This window comes from Acidimicrobiales bacterium, from assembly GCA_035630295.1.
In the GTDB taxonomy this organism is placed as follows: Bacteria; Actinomycetota; Acidimicrobiia; order Acidimicrobiales; family Iamiaceae; genus Iamia.
In genome coordinates this window covers 43,888-63,814 of sequence record DASQKY010000005.1, presented here as the reverse complement: position 1 = coordinate 63,814, position 19,927 = coordinate 43,888, and the positions used below count along the sequence as shown (strand labels likewise).

Annotated in this window: 18 protein-coding genes; 13 read left to right on the top strand and 5 right to left on the bottom strand. The window is 75.0% G+C overall.

The window, feature by feature from the left end:
• Nucleotides 1-7 precede the first annotated feature (7 nt).
• Both VEW93_01555 and VEW93_01550 read left to right on the top strand, forming a co-directional pair.
• Nucleotides 8-1,702: an acyl-CoA synthetase gene (locus tag VEW93_01555; GenBank protein ID HYI60472.1), complete on the top strand. Its 1,695-nt coding sequence runs from the start codon at nt 8-10 to the stop codon at nt 1,700-1,702.
• Entirely contained in the window at nt 1,702-2,616 is a 915-nt protein-coding gene (locus VEW93_01550) for an alpha/beta hydrolase (GenBank protein ID HYI60471.1), read from the top strand. Before VEW93_01555 ends, VEW93_01550 begins: the two co-directional genes overlap by 1 nt.
• Here VEW93_01550 and VEW93_01545 read toward each other — a convergent pair whose 3' ends face one another.
• Nucleotides 2,617-3,717 (bottom strand): hypothetical protein, encoded by a 1,101-nt coding sequence (locus VEW93_01545; GenBank protein HYI60470.1) that lies wholly within the window; start codon nt 3,715-3,717, stop codon nt 2,617-2,619.
• A gap of 23 nt (nt 3,718-3,740) precedes the next feature.
• Nucleotides 3,741-4,013, bottom strand: coding sequence for a MoaD/ThiS family protein (locus VEW93_01540; protein ID HYI60469.1), 273 nt, complete (start codon nt 4,011-4,013; stop codon nt 3,741-3,743).
• A 125-nt stretch (nt 4,014-4,138) separates the two neighbouring features.
• Here VEW93_01540 and VEW93_01535 point away from each other — a divergent pair, with 125 nt between their 5' ends.
• From VEW93_01535 to VEW93_01500, 8 genes are all read left to right on the top strand, one after another.
• Nucleotides 4,139-5,320: an acyl-CoA dehydrogenase family protein gene (locus VEW93_01535; protein HYI60468.1), complete on the top strand. Its 1,182-nt coding sequence runs from the start codon at nt 4,139-4,141 to the stop codon at nt 5,318-5,320.
• A 10-nt stretch (nt 5,321-5,330) separates the two neighbouring features.
• Nucleotides 5,331-6,470, top strand: coding sequence for an acyl-CoA dehydrogenase family protein (locus VEW93_01530; protein HYI60467.1), 1,140 nt, complete (start codon nt 5,331-5,333; stop codon nt 6,468-6,470).
• 195 nt (nt 6,471-6,665) lie between these two features.
• Nucleotides 6,666-8,060, top strand: coding sequence for an ABC transporter substrate-binding protein (locus tag VEW93_01525; protein HYI60466.1), 1,395 nt, complete (start codon nt 6,666-6,668; stop codon nt 8,058-8,060).
• 12 nt (nt 8,061-8,072) lie between these two features.
• Nucleotides 8,073-10,142: an ABC transporter permease gene (locus tag VEW93_01520; GenBank protein HYI60465.1), complete on the top strand. Its 2,070-nt coding sequence runs from the start codon at nt 8,073-8,075 to the stop codon at nt 10,140-10,142.
• Nucleotides 10,139-10,924: an ABC transporter ATP-binding protein gene (locus VEW93_01515; protein ID HYI60464.1), complete on the top strand. Its 786-nt coding sequence runs from the start codon at nt 10,139-10,141 to the stop codon at nt 10,922-10,924. The genes VEW93_01520 and VEW93_01515 overlap by 4 nt, the downstream gene beginning before the upstream one ends.
• Nucleotides 10,921-11,631: an ABC transporter ATP-binding protein gene (locus tag VEW93_01510; GenBank protein HYI60463.1), complete on the top strand. Its 711-nt coding sequence runs from the start codon at nt 10,921-10,923 to the stop codon at nt 11,629-11,631. Before VEW93_01515 ends, VEW93_01510 begins: the two co-directional genes overlap by 4 nt.
• Nucleotides 11,628-12,134: a hypothetical protein gene (locus VEW93_01505; GenBank protein HYI60462.1), complete on the top strand. Its 507-nt coding sequence runs from the start codon at nt 11,628-11,630 to the stop codon at nt 12,132-12,134. The genes VEW93_01510 and VEW93_01505 overlap by 4 nt, the downstream gene beginning before the upstream one ends.
• A gap of 54 nt (nt 12,135-12,188) precedes the next feature.
• Nucleotides 12,189-12,992 (top strand): crotonase/enoyl-CoA hydratase family protein, encoded by an 804-nt coding sequence (locus VEW93_01500; protein ID HYI60461.1) that lies wholly within the window; start codon nt 12,189-12,191, stop codon nt 12,990-12,992.
• Between the two features lie 47 nt (nt 12,993-13,039).
• On the opposite strand, the gene VEW93_01495 is transcribed toward VEW93_01500, so the two are convergent.
• Together VEW93_01495 and VEW93_01490 are read right to left on the bottom strand one after the other, a co-directional pair.
• Entirely contained in the window at nt 13,040-13,726 is a 687-nt protein-coding gene (locus VEW93_01495) for a VOC family protein (GenBank protein HYI60460.1), read from the bottom strand.
• Entirely contained in the window at nt 13,723-15,387 is a 1,665-nt protein-coding gene (locus tag VEW93_01490) for an acyl-CoA synthetase (protein HYI60459.1), read from the bottom strand. The genes VEW93_01495 and VEW93_01490 overlap by 4 nt, the downstream gene beginning before the upstream one ends.
• 139 nt (nt 15,388-15,526) lie before the next feature.
• On the opposite strand from VEW93_01490, the gene VEW93_01485 reads away from it, so the two are divergent.
• On the top strand, nt 15,527-16,435 hold the full coding sequence (locus VEW93_01485; GenBank protein HYI60458.1) for a DUF4190 domain-containing protein: 909 nt from the start codon (nt 15,527-15,529) through the stop codon (nt 16,433-16,435).
• A gap of 73 nt (nt 16,436-16,508) precedes the next feature.
• Here VEW93_01485 and VEW93_01480 read toward each other — a convergent pair whose 3' ends face one another.
• Nucleotides 16,509-17,927, bottom strand: coding sequence for a wax ester/triacylglycerol synthase family O-acyltransferase (locus VEW93_01480; protein ID HYI60457.1), 1,419 nt, complete (start codon nt 17,925-17,927; stop codon nt 16,509-16,511).
• Nucleotides 17,928-18,066: 139 nt separating this feature from the next.
• Between VEW93_01480 and VEW93_01475 the strand changes: the two genes are divergently transcribed.
• Nucleotides 18,067-19,290, top strand: a complete 1,224-nt coding sequence (locus VEW93_01475) for an acyl-CoA dehydrogenase family protein (GenBank protein ID HYI60456.1) — start codon at nt 18,067-18,069, stop codon at nt 19,288-19,290.
• Between the two features lie 13 nt (nt 19,291-19,303).
• Nucleotides 19,304-19,909, top strand: a complete 606-nt coding sequence (locus tag VEW93_01470) for a TetR family transcriptional regulator (protein HYI60455.1) — start codon at nt 19,304-19,306, stop codon at nt 19,907-19,909.
• Nucleotides 19,910-19,927: the final 18 nt, after the last annotated feature.

Below are 19,927 nucleotides of genomic sequence, written 5' to 3'. Positions count from 1 at the left end.
CTGGCGCGTGCGCGACGCCCCCGCCTCGCCCAACCTGGCCGACATCTGGGAGTGGGCGGCCCGCCGGGTGCCGGAGCGGACGGCGCTGGTGTGCGGCCCGGCCCGGCCCACCTACGGCCGGCTGGACCAGCGAGCCGACCGGCTGGCCCACCACCTGCGGGCCGCCGGCATCGGCCCCGGCGACCGGGTGGCCATCGACCTGCGCAACGCCCCCGAGTACCTGGAGGCCATGCTGGCCGCCTTCAAGCTGCGGGCCGTCCCGGTCAACGTGAACGTCCGCTACGTGGCCGGCGAGCTGCGCCACGTGCTGGAGCTGTCGCGGGCCTCGGCCCTGGTCGTCCACCGCTCGCTGGCCGGCGCGGTGGCCGGCGTGGTCGACGTGGTGGAGGGCATGGCCGCCGTGCTGGTGGTGGACGACCGGGCCGGCGAGGACGGCGAGGCAAGCGGCGGCGACGGAGGGGACGGCCGGGCCGACCTGCCCGGGGCGGTGCCCTACGAGGACGCCCTGGCCGCGGCGCCGGCCGGGCCGGTGGCCACCGGGGGCCGCTCCGGCGACGACCACTACCTGATGCTCACCGGGGGCACCACCGGCCTGCCCAAGGGGGTGCTGTGGCGCCACGAGGACGCCTTCCACGCCTGCCTGGGCGGGGGCGACCCGCTGCGCGTCCACGGCCCGGTCACCGACCTGGCCCAGCTGGCCGAGCGGTTCGTGGAGCGGATGGTCTACCTGCCCATCGCCCCGCTGATGCACGCCGCGGCCCAGTGGACCACGTTCATGTGGCTCTTCGCCGGGGGCACCACGGTGCTGGTGCCGGGCTCCTTCGAGGCCGAGGCCACCTGGGACCTGGTGGAGGCCGAAGGGGTGAACGTCCTGACCATGGTGGGCGACGCGGTGGCCAAACCCCTGCTCGACAGCCTGGCCGCCCACCCGGGCCGGTGGGACACCTCCTCCCTCTACGCGGTGGCCAACGGGGCGGCGCCGCTGTCCCCGTCGGTGCGGGCCCGGCTGGTCCGGGCCTTCCCGGCCTGCGTGCTCACCGACGGCATGGGCTCCTCCGAATCCGGCATCCAGGGCGCGGCCCGCACCCTGCCGGGACAGGGCGACACCGGCGCGGCGGCCGCCGGCGGCGTGGCCTCGTTCTCGGTCGGTCCCACCACCGCGGTGCTGGACGACGACCTGCGGCCGGTGGAGCCGGGCTCCGACGTGGTGGGCCGGCTGGCCACCTCGGGCCACATCCCCCTGGGCTACGACGGCGACCCGGAGCGGACGGCGGCCACCTTCGTCACCGTCGACGGGGTGCGCTGGGTGCTCTCCGGGGACATGTGCACGGTGGGCGCGGACGGCACCGTGCACCTGCTGGGCCGGGGCTCCCAGTGCATCAACACCGGCGGCGAGAAGGTGTACCCGGAGGAGGTCGAGGGGGTCCTGCACGGGCACCCGGCCGTGGCCGACGTCCTGGTGGTGGGGGTGGACGACGAGCGGTGGGGCAGCGCGGTGACCGCCGTCGTCCAGCCCGCCTCCGGGCACCCGGCCCCCACCCTGGACCAGCTGCGGGGCCACGCCCGGGCCCACCTGGCCGGCTACAAGCTCCCCAAGCACCTGGTGGTGGTGGAGCAGGTGCAGCGCACCCCGGCCGGAAAGGCCGACTACCGCTGGGCGGCATCGGCCGCTCGGGCCGCCGTCGCCCCTAGCGTGGGCTGATGTCGCGGGCGGCGCCGTCCCCATCGGTCCGTGGCCGGGCCGGGCGGGAGGGGCCGAGTGGCGCCCCCGGGACCCGCCTGCCGCTGGGCCGGCGGGTCGAGCTGCCGGGCCGCGGCACCACCTTCGTCCGCGAGGTGGAGGGGCCACCGGGCGCCCCCACCGTGGTGCTGCTGCACGGCCTGGTGGCCTCCGGCGGCCTGAACTGGTTCCAGGCCTTCGGGCCGCTGGGCCGGCGGTTCCGGGTGCTGGCCGTCGACCACCGGGGCCACGGCCGGGGCCTGCGCAGCCGGCGCCGGTTCACCCTGGCCGACTGCGCCGACGACGTGGCCGCCCTGCTCGACGTCCTGGGCATCGGCTCGGCCATCGCCGTCGGTTACTCGATGGGAGGACCCATCGCCCAGCTCCTGTGGCGCCGCCACCCCGGGAAGGTCGACGGGCTGGTCCTGTGCGCCACCGCCGACCGCTTCGTGGCCGGGCGGCGGGAGCAGCTGGTCTTCGTCACCGCCATGGGGGCGGCGGCCGGCTCCACCCGGGCCGGGCAGGTGCTCACCCGGGTGCCGGCGGCGGTCGTGCAGCGCCGGGTCCCGGCCCCGGTGCGGGCCCGCCCCGACAGCTTCCGGCTCTGGGCCCGGGCCGAGATGCGGCGCCACGACTGGCGCATGGTGGCCGAGGCGGCCGCCGCCATCGGCACCTACGACGCCTCGCGGTGGATCGGGGAGATCGACGTGCCCACCGCCGTCCTGGTCACCACCGACGACCGGGCCGTGCCGCCGACCGAGCAGGCCCGCTTGGCCGAGGGCATCCCCGGCGCCACCGTCCACCGGGTGGCCGACGGGCACATGGCCTGTGCCCGGGCCGGCTTCGGGCGGGTCCTCACCGCCGCGGTGCGAGACGTCGCCGACCGGGTGGGCTGATCAGGGGGCGAAGGCGACCACGTTGACCGGCGGCAGGTGGGCCGAGGTCAGGGCCCAGGAGTCGCCCTGGTCGTCGGAGGTCCACAGGCTGCCGGTGGTGGAGCCCATGGCCAGGCGGTCGCCGTCGGGGGCGACCTCCAGGGCGTGGCGGTAGACCAGGTCGTACGCCGGGGCCGGGGGGAGCCCGTCCGACAGCACGTCGAAGGAGGCGCCGCCGTCCCGGGTGCGGGTGACCACGAACCGCCCGTCGACAGGGATGCGCTGGTCGTCGGCCACCGCGGGCACGAACCAGGCCGTGTCGGGGTCGGTGGGGTGGACGGCGACGGCGAAGCCGAAGGTGGAGGGCCCGGCCTCGGTGACCTCGGTCCAGGTGACCCCGTCGTCGGTGGAGCGGAAGATCCCCGAGTGGTGCTGGGTCCACAGCACGTCGGGGGCGGCCGGGCAGCGGACGATGCGGTGCGGGTCCTGGATGGTGGGGTCGTCGATCCGGTCGGGCGGCATGTAGCGGGCGGCCATGCCCCGGCCCGGCTCCCAGCTGGCCCCGCCGTCGACGGTGCGCCAGGCCCCGCCGCACGACACGCCCACCACCAGGCGCTCGGGCCCGCGGGGGTCGGGGACCACGGAGTGGATGGCTGGGTGGTCGTAGCCGCCGCCGAACCACTCGGGCCGGCTGGGCTGGTCCCAGAGGGGGAGGTTGAGCTCCCACGAGGCGCCGCCGTCGGTGGAGCGGAACAGGCCGCCGGGCATCGTGCCGCACCACAGCACGCCGGGGTCGTCGGGGTCGCCGGCGGCCAGGGCCCACAGGAGCGAGGTGGCCCAGGGCACCTCCTCCCGCCGCACCGGGTCGAGCTCGACCTCCTCCGGGGCCGGGTAGGCGGGGACGGCCAGGTCGTGCCAGGTGGTCCCGCCGTCGGTGCTCTGGTGGAGCTTGGGGCCGTAGTGGCCGTGGTCGGCCCCCACCGTGAGTTGGCCGTCGGCGCCGACCAACACGGCGGTGACCGGGACGCTGGGCAGGTGCAGGTCGACGGGCTCCCAGGTGTCGCGGTGGCGGTCGACCACGACCAGGCCCTTGCGGGTGCCGACGTAGAGGCGTTCGGGCATGGGGATCCTTCCGGGACGGGCGGCTAGCCGCCGGACAGCGCTTGGAAGACGTGGAGCTCGTCGTCGGGGCCTACGGCCTCGCCCAGGCCGGTCCGGTCGACGAGTTGCCGGCCGTTGAGGAAGACCACGACGTGGCGGCGGACGGCGCCGTGCTCGTCGACCACGTAGGGCCGGACGGTGGGGTGCAGGGCGAAGAAGGCGTCGAGCACCTCGCCCACGGTGGCGCCCTCGACGGTGGCGACGCCGTCGACGCCCGTGAACCGGCGCAGCTGCCGGGTGAGCTCGACCCTCGGCACGGCGCCGACCGTACACCGCCGGTGGCGGGGCGGTCCGGCAAGGACTAGAACCTGTTCTAGTCCCGGGCCGGTACCTCCCCCAGCCGTCCCGGGGCGCCGTCCACCGCCGGAGAAGAGCCACCGCCGTGCACCTCGCCTACACCCCGGAGCAGGTCGCCCTGCAGAAGGAGCTGCGGGCCTACTTCGCCGAGATCGTGACCCCGGAGGTGGCCGCCGCCGCCACCGCCGGCGAGACCGGCCACCCGGCCTGCCTGGCCGCCGTGCGCCGCATGGGCGCCGACGGGTGGCTGGGCGTGGGCTGGCCCACCGAGTTCGGGGGCCGGGGCTTCGGCCCGGTCGAGCAGTTCGTCTTCATGAACGAGGCGTGGCGCTCCGGCGCCCCGGTGCCGTTCCTTTCGGTCAACACCGTGGGCCCCACCATCATGGAGTTCGGCACCGACGAGCAGCGCGCCTTCTTCCTGCCCCGCATCCTGGCCGGGGAGCTCCACTTCTCCATCGGCTACACCGAGCCGGGCGCCGGCACCGACCTGGCCAGCCTCACCACCCGGGCGGTGAGGGACGGCGACCAGTGGGTGATCGACGGCCAGAAGACCTACACGTCGCTGGCCAACTACGCCGACTACGTCTGGCTGGCCGCCCGCACCGACCCGGACGCGGCCAAGCACCGGGGCATCACCATCTTCGCCGTGCCCACCACCGACCCCGGGTTCTCGTGCTCGAAGATCTCCACCATGGTGAACGCCAGCACGTTCCACACCTTCTACGACGGCGTGCGGGTGGGCCACGACGCCGTCATCGGCGGGCTCAACCGGGGCTGGGACCTGATCGTCAACCAGCTCAACTACGAGCGGGTCTCCCTGGCGCCGCCGGGCATGGTCGAAGCCGTCTACGAGGCGGTGGTGGACTGGGCCGTGGGCACCCCGGGGCCCGGGGGCCGACCGGTGGCCGACCAGGAGTGGGTGCGGGTCAACCTGGCCCGGGTCCGGGTCGGGCTCGACTTCCTGCGCCTGGTCAACTGGAAGGTGGCCGCCCTGGACTCGGCCGGGCAGTCACCCAACCCCGCCGACGCCAGCGCCACCAAGGTGTTCGGCACCGAGCTCTTCATCGAGGCCTACCGGCTGCTCATGGAGGTCCTGGGGGCCCGGGGGACGCTGCGCCAGGACAGCCCCGAGGCGCTGCTGGCCGGCCGCCTGGAGCGGGCCTACCAGGGCACGCTCATCCTCACCTTCGGCGGTGGCACCAACGAGATCCAGCGCGACCTCATCGCCATGTTCGGCCTGTCCATGCCCCGCACCCCCCGGATGTAGGAGAGACGCCGTGGACCTGACCCTCTCCGACGACCAGGCCGCGCTGGTGGAGCTGGCGGCCCGCATCCTGGGCGACGCCACCACCCCCGAGGCCCTGGCCGCGGCCGAGGCCGGGGGCCACCGCTTCGACCCCGTCCTGTGGGCCCGGCTGGCCCAGGCCGACCTGCTGGGGCTGTGCCTGCCCGAAGCCGACGGGGGCGGGGGCTACGGCGTGCTGGAGGCGGCCCTGCTGTGCCAGGAGGTGGGCCGCACCGCGGCGCCGGTCCCCCTGTGGGCCACCCTCACCCTGGGGGCCCTGCCGGTGGCCCGCCACGGCTCCGAGGCCCTGCGGGCGGCCCTCCTGCCCCGGGTGGCCGACGGCTCCCTGGTGCTGACCGCGGCGCTGGTGGAGGACGGCTCGCCCCTGCCCCCGGCGGTGCCGGCCACCACGGCCACGCTCGACGGCGACGGGTGGGTCCTGCGCGGGGTCAAGCACGTGGTCCCCGCCGCCCACCTGGCCGGCGCCGGGGTGAACGTTCGGGCCCTGGTGCCGGCGGCCACCGGCGAGGGGGCCAGCACGGTGTTCGTGGTCGAGGTCGCGGGAGCCGGTACGGAGAGGGAGCTCCAGGTCGGCACCGACCTGGAGCCCCTGTCCACCCTGGTCCTGGACGGTGCCCGGGTCGCCGGGGCCGACGTGGTGGGGGCGGTGGGGGACGGGGCCGAGGTCACGGCCACCATCACCGCCCTGGGCACGGCGGGCATCTGCGCCCGCCAGGCCGGGACGTGCGCGGCGGCCCTGCGGCTCGCCGCCGCCTACACCTCCGAGCGGGAGCAGTTCGGGGCCAAGATCGCCACCTTCCAGGCCGTGGCCCACCGCCTGGCCGACGCCTACATCGACACCGAGGCCATCCGCCTCACCAGCACCCACGCCGCCTGGCTGCTGGACGAGGGGCTCCCGGCCGAGGAGGCCCTGGCCGTGGCCAAGGTGTGGGCCACCGAGGGCGCCCAGCGGGTCGTCCACGGCGCCCAGCACGTCCACGGCGGCGTCGGCGTCGACACCGACTACCCGCTGCACCGGTTCTTCCGGGCGGCCAAGGCGGCCGAGCACGTCCTGGGCACGGCCCACCCCCACCTCGTCGCCCTCGGGGCACGGATCGTGGGTGCGGCCTGACCGTGCGTCGCCACCGACCGGGCCGGGGGAGGACGGGCGGGCCCGGCGGCGAACCTCCCGCCCGCCCTCCTCATCTGACGCTCCGTCAGATGTAGTGTGACCAGGGGCACCCCGGCCCACCGGAGGCGACATGCCACGAGCCCACCTCCCGCTCCCCACCCGCCCAGCGCGCACGACGACCGAAGGGACCGCCTCATGACCAGGAGGACCGACCGCAGGGGCCACCGGGCCCGTCACATCTTCCTGGCGCTGGCCCTGGTGGCCGCGGCCGGGTGCGGCTCGCGCGCCGACGACGGCGCCGAGACCGAGAGCCCGGGGTTGGGCTCGTTCACCACCGACGGCGAGGCGGCCCCCTCGGGCGCCGTGCCGACGCCCGAGTCGACCATGCTCGGCGACCTGGAGAACCCGTGCTCCGGGGAGGCGGCCGAGGGCGAGCCGCCGGCCGACACCCCCGGGGTCACCGCCGACGCCATCCGCATCGGCGTGATCTCCGACAAGGCCAACCCCACGGTGCCGTTGCCCACGGTGGGGATCGAGGAGGCGGTCAAGGCGTTCGTGGAGTTCTGCAACGCCGCCGGCGGGATCAACGGCCGGACCATCGAGCTGGTCACCTACGACTCGCAGATCACCGCCACCGACGATGTGACCAAGCAGGCCTGCGACGACGACCTGTTCGCCCTGGTCGGCAGCGGCTCGGTGCAGGACCAGCTCGGCATCGAGACCCGGGAGGCCTGCGGCCTGCCCGAGGTGGCCGCCTACTCGGCCACCTCGGCCCGGTCCGAGTCCGCGGACTTCTTCCAGCCCATCCCCGGCACCCGCTCCCACTTCTTCAACGTGGGCCCCTGCCAGTACATGGCCGAGCTCTACCCCGAGGCGGTGAAGAAGGCGGCCATCGTCTACACCGACCTGCCGGCGGCCAGCGTCCGGGGCGAGCAGATCCGCGACAACTGCGAGGCCGAGGCCGGCTTCGAGTTCCTGGTCGACGTGGCCCTGCCCTTCGGCGAGACCAACTTCGGGCCGCTGATCTCGCAGATGAAGTCCGAGGGCATCGAGTACTTCACCGCGGTCAGCGCCTCGTCCGAGACGCTCTCCCTCATGCGCGAGATGGAGACCCAGGGCGTCGAGCTCGAGGTCATCGACCTGGGCCAGCAGTACTACGACCCGGCCGTGGCCGAGGAGGCGGTCAGCGAGGGCGCCTACGTGCTCACCAACACGGTGCCCTTCGCCGAGACCGACATCACCCCGATGCTCGGCCTCTACCGCCGCTACCTGGAGGAGGTGGGCGCCGGCGACGACAAGGTCAGCACCCTCGGCGTGCAGGCCTTCAGCGCCGGGTTCCTGTGGGCCACGGCCGCCGCCTCCCTGGGCGGCGACGTCACCCGCGAGTCCCTGGTGGCCGCCCTGGAGGGCATCCACGAGTGGGACGGCGGCGGGCTCCAGATGGCCACCGACCCGGGGGCCGGCACCCACAACGAGTGCTTCCTCTACCTGCGGGTCACCGACGGCGAGTTCGCCCGCGAGTTCCCCGACGAGGGCTTCGAGTGCGACCCGGCCGGCGTGGTCGAGTCGGAACAGGCCTACGAGGGGTAGGACCGGGGGGCGATGCAGGAGATCCTCCAGTACCTCGTCATCTTCGCCCTGCAGTCGGCGGCCATCTACGCCATCGCCGCCAGCGGCCTGGTCGTCACCTACACCACCTCCGGCGTCTTCAACTTCGCCCACGGAGCCATCGGGATGGTGGTGGCCTTCGCCTACTGGCAGATGACCGCCGAGAGCCAGTGGGGGCTGCCCGTCCCCCTGGCCCTGGTGCTGTGCCTGCTCGTCGTGGCCCCCGCCATCGGCCTGCTCCTGGACTGGGCTCTCATGCGCCGCCTGGCCGGGGCGTCGACCATCGCCACCATCGTGGCCACCATCGGGCTCCTGTTCGCCCTGGTGCAGGGGGCCGGCATCGTCTGGCCCCAGGACGACAGCCGGCGCATCCCCGAGTTCTTCGCCGGGGAGAGCTTCTCGCTCTTCGACGTGAACGTCACCTACCACCGGGCCCTGGCCCTGGCGGTAGCCGTGGCCGTGGCCTTCGGGCTGCGGGCCCTGCTGTTCGGCACCCGGCTGGGCACCGCCATGCGGGCCGTGGTCGACAGCCGGGAGCTGACCGCCCTCAACGGGGCCGAGCCCGACCGGGTCTCATCGGTGGCGTGGATGCTGGGCTGCTCCCTGGCCGGCCTGGCCGGCATCCTCATCGCCCCCAGCCTGTCCCAGTTCACCGCCATCGCCCTGACCCTGCTGGTGGTCCAGGCCTACGCCGCGGCCATGGTCGGGCGGTTGCGCAGCCTGCCCCTCACCTTCCTCGGCGCCCTGATCCTGGCCGAGGTCGAGCAGCTCCTGGCCCTGGCCGAGGTGCGGGGCTGGGCCGGCGGGTTCAGCGACTCCCTGGGCACGCTGTCCTCGGCGGTGCCGGTGCTCATGCTGCTGGTCGTCCTGATCGTGCTGCGGGACGACCGCAGCGCCCTGCGCTCCGAGAGCCTCGGGTTCCGGGTGCCGCGGCCGTCGCTGCGCACCGTGGCCACCTGGATGGGTGGCCTGGTGGTGGCCTGCCTGGCCATCGGCCAGCTCGAGCTGTTCACCGTCACCACCCGGTTGAACCTGGGCAAGGGCCTGGCCCTGGGCATCGTCATGCTGTCCCTGGTGCTGCTCACCGGCTGGGCGGGCCAGGTGTCGCTGGCCCAGCTCGGCCTGTCGGGCCTGGCCGCGGTGGCCATCTGGAAGGTGGGGCCGGTGGGGGGGCTGATCCTGGGCGTGGTGGTGTGCGCCGCCGTCGGCGCCCTGGTGGCCCTGCCCGCCCTGCGCATGCGCAGCCTGTACCTGGCCCTCACCACCATGGCCTTCGCCCTGCTGATGGAGACCGTGGTCTACGGCAACGACACCGTCATCGCGGCCTTCGCCCCCTTCGCCACCGACCGGGCCGACGCCCGCCGGCTGCCCGGCCTGGGCAGCGACACCGCCTTCTTCGTGGCCCTGGCCGTGGCCTTCGCCCTGGTCGCCCTGGGGCTCACGCTCATCCGCAACGGCCCCTTCGGCCGCCGCCTGGCGGCCATGAAGGACTCCCCGGCGGCCTGCGCCACCCTGGGCCTGGACCTCACCGCCACCAAGCTCCAGGTCTTCGCCCTGGCCTCGGCCATCGCCGGCCTGGGCGGCGGGCTGCTGGCCATGTGGAGCTCCAGCAACGTGGGTCGCTCCGACTACGCCCTCCTGGAGGGCGGGGCCCTCGGAGGCCTGCCCCTCGTCCTGGTGGCGGTCATCGGGGGCGTCACGTCGGTGGCCGGCGCCCTGTTCGGGGCGGTGCTGTTCGTGGGCATGCCCCTGCTCGGGGCCAAGGTGTCGTGGTTGAAGCACGTCATGAACCTGGCCCCTGGGCTGGCCGGCATCGGCCTGGCCCGCACCCCGGAGGGGGCCGTGCGCCAGGCCGCCGACGGCACCGCCGAGGTGGTCGAGGCCCTCGCCCGGGTCCGCGACGGCCGCCGCCGGGCGACCGACGAAGCGGTGGACGGATCGGCCGACGGATCGGGCCCGGCCCGGCCCCGGGGGCCCGAGGCCATGGTGGCCGCCGGGCCCGTCACCGCCGCCGACGCCGCCCACCTCGACCACGTGCTCGGCCTGAGCTGGGGGCGGCGGTGAGCAGCCCCCTGCTGGAGCTGCGCTCGGTGACGGTGCGCTTCGGCGGCAACGTCGCCGTCGCCGACACCAGCCTCAGCGTCCCGCCCGGGGAGGTCACCGGGCTCATCGGGCCCAACGGGGCCGGCAAGACCACGGCCTTCAACGTGGTCACCGGCCTCCAACGCCCCAGCGCCGGGCTGGTCCTGTGGGACGGCACCGACATCAGCGGCCTCTCCGCCCACCGCCGGGCCCGGCTGGGCATGGGCCGTACGTTCCAGCGCCTGGAGCTGTTCGGCTCCCTGTCGGTGGCCGAGAACGTCCTGCTGGCCTGCGAGCTGTGCCGCCGCCAGGGGGGCGCCGGCCGAGCCCCGGCCGTGGCCGTCGACGGGGATCCCGCCGGGCTCTCGGCGGTGGACGAGGCCGCCCTCCTGCTCGAGCACCTGGGTCTGGCCGAGGTGGCCGCCACCCGGGCCGAGGAGCTGCCCACCGGGCTGGCCCGCCTGGTCGAGCTGGCCCGGGCCCTGGGCACCCGGCCCCGTCTCCTGCTCCTCGACGAACCGGCCTCCGGCCTCGACGAGACCGAGACCGAGCGCTTCGCCACCCTGCTGGAGGAGCTGGCCGGCCGGGGCCTCGCCGTCCTCCTGGTCGAGCACGACGTGCCCCTGGTGATGCGCCTGGCCGCCACCGTCTACGTGCTGGACCTGGGTCGGGTGCTGGCCCACGGCACCCCGGCAGAGGTCCAGGCCGACCGGCGAGTGGTCGACGCCTACCTGGGGGCGGCGCCCGTGGGGGAGGTGCCGTGACCGCGCCGCCCGTGCTGGAGCTGCGGGGCATCACCGCCGCCTACGGCAAGATCGAGGTCCTCCACGGGGTCGACCTGGTCGTCCCCCGGGGGGCGGTGGTGGCCCTGCTGGGCCCCAACGGCGCCGGCAAGACCACCACCCTGGCCGTGGCCAGCGGCCAGATGGCCCCCACCGCCGGCGAGGTCGTGGTGGCCGGGCGCACCGTCACCGGCGCCTCGGCCGCCAGCCTGGCCGGGGCCGGCCTGTGCACCGTGCCCGAGGGCCGGGGCGTGTTCCGGTCGCTCACCGTCCGCGAGAACCTGCGCATGGCCACCTACCGGGGCGTGGCCCTGGCCGAGGTGGAGGAGCGGACCTACGACCTCTTCCCCAAGCTCGGCGCCCGGCGCGACCAGGTGGCCGGCACCCTCTCCGGCGGCGAGCAGCAGATGCTCTCCCTGGCCCGGGCCCTGGTCACCGACCCGGCGGTGCTGCTCCTCGACGAGCTGTCCATGGGCCTGGCCCCCATGGTGGTGGACGAGCTCTACCGGCAGGTGCGGCGCATCACCCGCCACGGCGTGTCGGTGCTGGTGGTGGAGCAGTTCGCCCGCACCGTCCTGAGCGTGGCCGACGTGGCCGCCATCATGTCCCACGGCCGGATCACCTCGGTGGGGTCACCGTCCGAGATCGAGTCCGAGCTGTCCGATGCCTACCTGGGAGCGTCCTCATGACCGACCCCCCGACCACTGACGCCGCCGACGGCTTCGCCGCCCGGGTCCAGGAGGTGCACGTCCCCGAGCCCAACGCCGACCGGGAGGCCCTGCTCCTGCGGGCCGGCGCCGTCCTGGTGGTCCTCGGCCTGGTCCTGGTGGGGGCCGGGTGGTTCGGAGCCTCGGGCACCACCGACCCCGCGGTCCAGATCCCCTACGCCATCTCCGGGGGCGCCGGCGGCCTGGGCCTCGTCGTGGTCGGTGCGGCCCTCATCACCCGGTTCTCCCTGGCCCGCCTGTTCCGCTACTGGCTGGCCCGCATCGTCTACGAGCACCAGGTCCAGACCGACCGCACCATCGAGGCCCTGGGCCGCATCGAGTCCGCCCTCACCAACGGCGCAGCGTCGCCGTCCTCATCGTCCTCCGTGCCCCCGCCCGTGGCCGGTGCCGCCGGGACCGACGGCGCCGGCCCCGCCCCTCGCCGCCACACCGAGCCCCTCCGGGCCGAGCCCCTGGAGAGCTGACCGGGGGGCGCCAGAAAGTGAAACGTGTTCTAGCTGCGGGCCTAGGCTCGGCCCATGAGTGACGACGCCTCGCCCGACCTGCTCGTCGACGTGGACGGGCCGGTGATGACCGTGACCCTGAACCGGCCCGAGGCCCGCAACGCCTTCAGCCCCGACATGCTCATCCGGGCCGCCGACGCCTGGAAGCAGCTGGACGAGGACCCGGCGCTCCGGGTCGGCATCCTCACCGGGGCCGACGGGTGCTTCTGCTCCGGCATGGACCTCAAAGCCCTGGCCACCGGCATGAGCGAGGAGGTCCAGGCCCGCTGGGCCGAGGACCCGGACATGCACTGGCGGGCCCTGCTCCGCCACTCACGCCCCTCCAAGCCCATCGTGGCCGCGGTCGAGGGCTGGTGCGTGGCTGGGGGCATGGAGATCCTCCAAGCCACCGAGATCCGGGTGGCGGGGGAGGGCGCCCAGCTCGGGGTGGCCGAGGTGCGCCGGGGCCTGTTCCCCCTGGGCGGCTCGACGGTGCGCCTGCAGCGGCAGATCCCCTACACCGACGCCGCCGACCTCCTTCTCACCGGCCGGCTCGTCAGCGCGGCCGAGGCCAAGGCGATCGGCCTGGTCGGCCACGTCGTCCCCGACGGCCAGGCCCTGGCCAGGGCCCGGGAGCTGGCCGACATGGTCGCGGCCAACGGGCCCCTGGCCGTCAAGGCGGTCCTGCGCTCCATGCGGGAGACGGCAGCCATGAGCGAGGCCGACGGGCTGGCCCACGAGCTGACCATCGGCGAGCCCATCATCTTCCAGACCAAGGACGCCAAGGAGGGCCCCCGGGCCTTCGCCGAGAAGCGCCCCCCCGTCTTCACCGGCGAGTGACGAGCCGAGCTGCGGAGGGATCGCGGGATGCGTCCGGCGGCTTGCCCTCAGGCCGGGTCGAAGGCGCAGAAGACGTTGCCCTGGGGGTCGTGCAGGACGGTCCAGTCGATCTCGTCGTCGGGGCGGCGGGCCACGGTGGCGCCCGCGGCGACGAGGACCTCAACGTCGGCCTCCACGTCCCAGTGCAGGCGGTTCTCGGACCGGCGCTCGTCGTCGACCCGGACGAACTTCCAGATCACGCCGCCCAGGCCGGGCACGGCGTGGAGCCACCGGGGGGCCCGGTCCGGGCCGGGGCCGACGTCGGCCCCGGTGCGCTCCGCCCACCAGGCGGCCAGGAGCTCGGGCTCGGCGCTGTCGACGCACAGGGCGAACAGGAGGGCGGGCGGGTCGCCCGGGCGCGGGGGCTCGGGGGCGGGGAAGGCGCACAGCTCGTTGCCCTCGGGGTCGGCCATCACCGTCCACCCCTCGTGCTCGGCCACCGCCCGGGCCCCCAGCTCCACCAGGCGCTCCGTCGAGGTCACCAGCAGGTCCGGGTGGACGCGGTTCTTCTCGACCTTGTCGTCGTCGGCGGGGTTGACCCACAGGACCGGCCCGTCGTCCCGCCACAGGCCCACCACCCCGGGACGAGGGTGCGGCCGGGCCTCCAGGCCCAGCACTTCGGCCCAGAAGCGGGCCACCCGCTGGGGGTCGTGCGCGGCCAGGCAGAGCTCCTTGAACCGCACGTCGCCGGTCACACGCCGTCCGGGTCCTGGACCACGCGCTGGGCCCACGGGTAGTCGGCCTTGCCGGCGGGGGAGCGGACGATGCGCTCGACCAGGGTGAGCTGGCGGGGCACCTTGTAGCCGGCGATGCGGGGCCGGCAGTGCTCGTCCAACTCGTCCAGGGCCGGCGGGTCATCCGCGTCCCGGGGCTCCACCACGGCCGCCACCCGCGAGCCCCACCGCTCGTCGGGCACGCCCACCACCAGCACGTCGAACACCTTGGGGTGGGCCTTCAAGGTGGCCTCCACCTCCTCCGGGAAGATCTTCTCGCCGCCCGAGTTGATGCACACCGACCCCCGGCCCAGCAGGGTGATGGAGCCGTCGGCCTCGATGGTGGCGAAGTCGCCCGGCACCACGTAGCGCCGCCCGTCGGCGCCGGTGAGGAACGTGGCCGCCGTCTTGGCCTCGTCCTTGTGGTAGCCGAGCGGGATGTTGCCCCCCCGGGCCAGGCGGCCGATCACCCCCGAGCCCGGCTCCACGGGGCGCAGGTCGTCGTCGAGCACCGTGGCGTCGCGCCCCGGCGCCACCGACGGGCCGCCGCCCTTCATCGCGGTGGCGCCCTTCTGGAGCACGACCATGCCGTTGTGGCCGCTCTCGCTGGAGCCGATGGCGTCGATGATGAGCGTGTGGGGCAGCAGCTCGATGAAGCGGTCCTTGACCGTGGGCGAGAACACCGCGGCGCTCGACGAGATGGTGATGAGGGACGACAGGTCGTAGCGGGACGGGTCCCGTTCCAGCTCCTCGATGAGAGGACGGCCCATGGCGTCGCCGGTGATGAGCGCCACGTTGCACCGCTCCCGCTCGATCGTCTCCCACACCGCGGCGGGGGAGAAGCGGGGCACGAACACCACCGTGCCGCCCTCGAACCAGAAGCGCAGGGTCGACCACTGGGCCGCGCCGTGCATCAGCGGCGGGATCGACACGCTGACCAGCGGGACCTCCGCCGCGGCCGCCTTCTCGGCCAGCTGGGTGTCGGACGTGGCCCGCTCCTGGGTGTAGGCGTCGACCCCGCCGCCCAGGGCGTAGAAGACGTCCTCGTGGCGCCACACCACGCCCTTGGGCATGCCGGTGGTGCCCCCCGTGTAGAGCACGTAGTGGTCGTCCGGGGAGCGGGGCCCGAAGTCCCGGTCGGGCGACCCGGCGGCCAGGGCGTCGGCCACCGGCACCGACCCCAGGTCGGCCAAGGCGGCCCGCACCTCGGGATCGGCGGCCGCGGCCTCCGACTCGGCGTCGGGCGGCCCGGGCACGGCCACGAAGTGGCGGAGGTGGGGCACCTCCGGCGCCACCGCCGCCACCCGGGGCGCGTAGGCCACGTCGTGGACCAGGGCCACCAGGTCGGCGTTGGCGTACAGGTAGGCCAGCTCGTCGGCCACGTAGCGGAAGTTGATGTTGACGGGGACGGCCCGGAGCTTGAAGGCGGCCATCATGGCCACCATCCACTCGGTGGAGTTCTGGCCGTGGATGCCCACGTGGTCACCCGGGCCGACACCCTGGGCGGCCAGGTGGTGGGCCAGGCGGTTGGCCCGCTCCTCGACCTGGGCGAAGGTGAGCCGGTCGTCGCCGACGATGAGGGCGGTCCGGTCGCCCACGGCGTCGACGGTGCGCTCGAAGAGGTCCGCGATGTTGAACGCCATCGTCCCTGTGTAGCAGACCGAAATAGAACGTGTTCTAGAGAGCCGGGTCGGCGGCTCGGTGGGGGCGGGTAGCCTGCCCGCCGTCAGTCGACCGCGGCGCGGAGGACCCATGGCCAGGTGCATGCTCTGCGCGAGCCCGGTGGGCGAGCACGACCTCACCTGCCCCTACTGCGGTGGCGCGGTGGACATCGACGAGGCGGGCCGCGGCGACGCCCCACCGCCCCCCGGCGCCACCGCCCCGGACGGGGCCCCGGCGACGCCCCCACCGGGAGCCGCCGGCGAGGACCCCACCCGGGTCGAGGAGGTGCCGGGCTACGCCCCCGGCGCCTTCGGCGTGCCCCCCGGGGACAGCTTCAGCGCCTTCGCCGGCCAGCAGCCCGACGCGCCCGTGGTCGCCGGCCCCGGCGCCCCGCCGGCCGGCGGCGACGGCCCGGTCGGCCCCGTGACCGGACCCTTCCCCACGCCGGCCCCGGCCCCGGCGGGGACCGGGTCGCCCTGGCCGCCCTCCGCGCCCGGCGCCCCCAGCGCCCCCAGCGTCGGCCACCCCCCGGGCTCCGGTGCTCAGGGAGGCGGCACCCAGGAGGACGGCACCCAGGGGTACGGCACCCAGGGGTACGGCACGGCCGGGGGCTTCGGCGCCCAGGGGCCCGGCGGCGCCCAGGGGTACGGCGGTGCTCAGGGGTACGGCGCGGCCCAAGGGTTCGGCACCGACCAGGGCCACGGTGCGGCCCAGGGCTACGGGGCCGCTCAGGGGTACGGCCAGTGGTCGGCCCCGGCGGCCTACGTGCCGCCCCGGCGGACCGACTCGCTGGCCATCGCCGCCCTGGTCACCTCCGCCGTCGGCCTGGTGCTGGCCCTCGGCTGCGGCGTCACCGTGCTGGCCTGCCCGGTCGGGGCGGTCATGGGACACATGTCGCTGCGCCGCATCGCCGAGAGCGGCGACGGGGGGCGGGGCCTGGCCCTGGCCGGGGTCGTCGTGGGCTGGATCGGCACCGGCCTGCTCCTGCTGGGCGTGGGCATCCTGGTCGCCGTGCTGCTGGCCGCCTGAGGCCGGGGCCAGTCCGGCCACGCCGCCGATCCGGCCACGCCGCCGATCCGGCCACGCCGCCCGGACCAGGAGCTCAGGAGGCGGCCGCCGCCCCCGGCCGGCCCGCCGCCGCCACCAGCTCGTCGAGCGCCGGCGCCACCGCCTCGGCCATGGCCCACACGTCGGGCACCAGCTCCCGGTCGACCATGAAGCCGATGTCGATGGAGTCGAGGTAGCTGAACACGGTGATGTTCAGCCCGCAGCCCTCCATCACCGGCCCCATCGGGTAGGCGGCCACCGTCTCGGCGCCGGCGAAGTAGAGGGGGAACGGGGGCCCGGGCACGTTGGAGACGATCACGTTGTGGATGGGCCGGTGGGCGTTGGCCAGGTTCATGCTCGAGTAGAGCCGCGACGCCAGGTTGAACACGTTGGGGCCGGCGAACTCGGCCCAGTCCTGGAGCATGGTGGCCCCCACCGCGTTGTGCTCCTCCTTGGCCCCCCGGGTCGTGGCCCGGATGGCCTCCAGGCGCTCGACCGGGTCGTCGAGCTGGGTGGCCAGCGACGTGAACAGGGCCGACACCTTGTTCGACCCGGGCGCGTCGTCCGCGGTGCGCACCGACACCGGGCACACCGCCACCAGGGGCTCGTCGGGCAGGGCGTCGTGGGCCTCCAGGTACCGGCGCAGGGTGCCGGCGCACAGGGCCAGCACCACGTCGTTGACGGTGCAGCCCAGGGTGCCCTTCACCTCCTTGACCGTGCCCAGGGACACCCGGGCGAAGCCGACGTCCCGCCGCCCCGAGGTGGGGCCGTTCCACGGCACCCGGGGGGCCGTGAGGGGCACGGCGCCCACCCCCGCCTCCGGGTCGCGGCGGCCCTGCACCACCCGCCTGATGCTGCCCGCGGTCTGGCTCAGCAGCGGAGCCAGGCCCATGGTGCGCCGCACCTTGGAGGTCAGGGCGTGGCCGATGAGCTCGGCGTCGGAGGGGATGCGCTCGGACGGCAGGTCGGGCGGAGGCCCGGCCACCACCGCCTCGGCCGGGTCGAGGTCGAACAGGTGCACCATCAGCTCGGCCCCGCTGGCGCCGTCGATGGCGCAGTGGTGGACCTTGGACACCACGGCGATGCGGTCCTGCTTCAGCCCCTCGACCACCCACATCTCCCACAGGGGCCGGGACCGGTCCAGGGGGACGCTGGCGATCTGGGCCGCCATCTCGCCCAGCTCCCGCCGCCCCCCGGGGGAGGGGGCACCGATGCGGCGGATGTGGTGGTCGATGTCGAACTCGGGGTCCTCGACCCACACCGGGTGGTGGAGGTTGAGGGGCACCGACACCAGCCGGCGGCGGAACGGGGGGATGCGGTCGGTGCGACTGGCGATGAAGTCCTTGATGCCCTGGAACGAGTAGCCGCCCGGCATGGTCGACGGGTCCAGCACCATGGTCATGGCCACGTGCATGTGGTGGGTCGGCGTCTCCAGGTACAGGAAGGCGGCGTCCAGTCCCGTCAGCCGTTCCATGGGTGCCCCTTCTCCGTCGGTGGCCGGGCGATCCCGGCCAGCCTCCCACGGATGGCCGCCCCGGCGCCCGGCCGACCGGCGGCCCGCCGACCGCCACGCCGGCGGCCCGAAACTAGAACTTGTTCTACTCTGGGCCGCCGTGGACTTCGACGACACGCCGGACGAGGCCGCCTTCCGGGCCGAGGCCCGGGCCTGGCTGGAGGCCCACGCCCCGGCCCGGGGCAGCCCCGAGGACTTCTCCGGCGGCTTCCTGGAGGGCACCGCGGACGTGGCCACCCACGTGGCCCGGGCCCGGGGCTGGCAGCGCACCCTGTTCGACCACGGCTGGGCCGGCATCACCTGGCCCCGGGCCTACGGGGGCCGGGGCGGCACCGCGGCTCAGGCCATGATCTGGAACCAGGAGATGGGGCGCTACGGCGTCACCGTCGGCCCCTTCGCGGTGGGCATCGGCATGGCCGGCCCCACCATCCTCCGCCACGGCACCGAGGCCCAGAAGGAGCGCTTCTGCCGGCCCATGCTCCGGGGCGAGGAGATCTGGTGCCAGCTCTTCAGCGAGCCCGAGGCCGGCAGCGACCTGGCCTCGCTGCGGACCCGGGCCGTCCGGGACGGCGACCAGTGGGTGGTGGACGGCCAGAAGGTGTGGACCTCGTCGGCCGAGGTGTCGGACTGGGGCATCCTCCTGGCCCGCACCGACCCCGAGGCCACCAAGCGCAAGGGCATCACCTACTTCCTGCTCGACATGCGGACGCCGGGCATCGACATCCGGCCCCTCCGGCAGATGACGGGGTCGAGCCACTTCAGCGAGGTCTTCCTGGACGGCGTGCTCGTCCCCCACGACAACGTGCTGGGCCAGGTCCACGGCGGCTGGGCCGTCACCGCCACCACCCTGGCCAACGAGCGGGGCCTCATCGCCGGGGGCAACCGGGCCTCGGACGCCGCCGCCCTCTGCGCGCTGGCCACCGAGCTGGGCCGGGCCGACGACCCGGTGCTGCGCCAGAAGCTGGTCGACTGCTGGATCCGCCAGCGGATCCAGGGCTACCACGGCTACCGGCTCCAGACCGCCCTCAGCCAGGGCCGCCAGCCCGGCCCCGAGACCTCGATCATGAAGCTGTTCGCGGCCGAGTACCTGCGGCGCCTCGGGGCCGCGGCCCTGGAGACGCTGGGACCGGACGGCATGCGAGCCGGCGCCGGTCCCGGCGGCGGCGACTGGCAGGCCCGCTTCCTGCACGCCCCGGCCATCGGCATCGCCGGCGGGTCCAACGAGGTGCAGCGCGGCATCATCGGCGAACGGGTCCTGGGCCTGCCCCGGGAGCCGGCGGTGGACGACGTGCCCTTCCGCGACCTGCTGGCCGCCCGCCGGTAGCGTGCGACCCAGGATGGACAGCGCCGCCCCCTCGGGAGCCGACCCTTCGACACTCACCCCCACCCAGGCCGCCCGCCGGGAGCGGGTGATCCGGGCCGCCCTGGAGCTGGGGGCCGACGGGGGCTACGAGGCCGTGCAGATGCGGGCCGTGGCCGCCCGCTCCGAGGTGGCCCTGGGCACCATCTACCGCTACTTCTCGTCCAAGGACCACCTGCTGGCCGCCGCCCTCGTCACCTGGACCGGCGACCTGGAGCGCCGGGTGGCCCAGCGGCCCCCCCGGGGGACCACCCCGGCGGACCGGGTGGGCGACGTGCTGGGCCGGGCCACCGAGGCCATGAAGCGCCAGCCCAAGCTCACCGAGGCGGTCATCCTGGCCATCTCCTCCCCCGACAAGGGGGCGGCGTCGTGCCAGGGCGACGTGGCCGCCTCCATGGCCCGGGTCATCGACCGGGCCATGCCCGACGACCTCGACCCGGCGGTGAAGGCCGACCTGGCCCGGGTGCTCAACTTCGTCTGGTACGGCGCCCTGCTGGGCTGGGTCAACGGCTGGTCGGGCACCGACGACGTGGGTCGGGAGATCGGCAACGCCACCCACCTGCTCCTCGACCAGTACGCCTGACCCGTCGGCCCCAAGGAC